Genomic DNA, 1,536 nt, shown 5'->3' with positions numbered 1-1,536 from the left:
GGTGTGGGGTGTGGGGTTTTACCGATTTTGAGGGGGTCAATTACCTAATTTTCAGGGAAAAAGTAGCTGAATTTCCCCCTGATCACTCCCATATCTGGTACTTTTGGATTTCAAAAAAGTCTAAAACTCTTATCCAGCAAGGTTTTTAGATTTATTCAGCCAGCCCTAATTGACTATAATTAAGACTAGAGTGTTTTCTAGGGCGAAATATAGCTATGGCAGCAGTGATTTTAAACTTAGATACAGTCAATCTCACCGATGAGCAGTTTTACTGTCTCTGTCAAGTTAACCCAGATTGGCAACTAGAAAGAAACGCCCAAGGAGAATTAATTGTGATGCCACCTGTTGGGGGAATTAGCGGCAACCGAGAGGCCGATTTTATTAGTTTACTTTGGTTGTGGAATCGTCAAACCGGATTGGGTAAAGTCTTTAGTTCGGCGACGATTTTTCGTTTGCCGAAAGGCGGAGATCGCGCTCCCGATGCCGCTTGGGTGAGTTTAACTCGTTGGCAAGCTCTGAGTCGAGAAGAACAGGAGAAATTTCCGCCTATTTGTCCCGATTTCGTCATTGAACTGCGCTCCCGTAGCGATTCCCTCCCGGAAATTCAAGCGAAAATGCAGGAATATCTCCACAGTGGTTTGCGATTAGGTTGGCTAGTTAATCCTCAACAACAACAAGTGGAAATTTATCGTCCTCAGCAACCCGTAGAAATTATGGAACTACCGGCTAATTTAAGCGGAGAGGATGTCTTACCCGGCTTTAGTCTATTTATCTCCATTTTTGAGTAAAATATCCTTAAAACCGAGGTATGATCAGACCTCTGGTCAAAATCAAAATAGGAGTCGCTCGTCAGTAGTCAGGGTAAATTCAGGCACTTTTTCCCTGAAAATTGGCTAATTGACCCCCTAAAAATCGGTAAAACCCCACACCCTACACCCTACTCCTAGGAAAAACTTTTTCAGCAAACCCTATTTAACTATGACCACCGATACTGTCACCACTCCCTCGCCCAAAAAACTCTGGTTAGCAGCCATTAAACCACCAATGTATAGTGTGGCGATTATACCGATTATTCTGGGAACAGCGATCGCTTATCAGGAAACAGGTCTATTTTCTCCCCCGGTTTTTGCCACTTTTATCCTCTCAGCTATTTTAATTCTCGCTTGGTTAAATCTCAGTAATGATGTTTTTGATGCCGATACCGGGATCGATGTCAATAAGGCCCATTCGATTGTTAATTTAACCGGTAACAAATCTTTAATTTTCTGGCTGAGTAATCTTTTTCTATTATTAGGCATCGCTGGTATTTTTGCTATTAGTTATGGGCGAGGCGATTGGATGCTCCTAGAATTAATCGCCCTCTGCTGTTTTTTGGGCTATACCTATCAAGGGCCTCCCTTCCGTCTCGGTTATCAAGGATTAGGTGAAATTATCTGTTTCTTTACTTTTGGACCCTTGGCGATTGCCGCTGCCTACTATTCCCAAGCTGGCACTTTTTCCCTCTCTAGTCTAGCGGCTTCAATTATTATCGGGATT

The 1,536-nt window shown here is 42.9% G+C and carries 2 protein-coding genes; both read left to right on the top strand.

What is annotated here, in order from left to right; genetic code table 11:
• The first annotated feature begins 215 nt into the window (after positions 1 to 215).
• Positions 216 to 788, top strand: coding sequence for a Uma2 family endonuclease (locus PX481_RS02040; RefSeq protein ID WP_002763694.1), 573 nt, complete (start codon positions 216 to 218; stop codon positions 786 to 788).
• A gap of 190 nt (positions 789 to 978) precedes the next feature.
• On the top strand, positions 979 to 1,536 hold a 558-nt coding region (gene menA, locus PX481_RS02035; RefSeq protein ID WP_288093439.1), incomplete at its 3' end, for a 2-carboxy-1,4-naphthoquinone phytyltransferase.

The sequence above is a fragment of the Microcystis sp. M53603_WE2 genome, assembly GCF_030065435.1.
The sequence above is the reverse complement of the archived record's forward strand: the minus strand, read 5'-3'. Positions and strand labels throughout refer to the sequence as shown.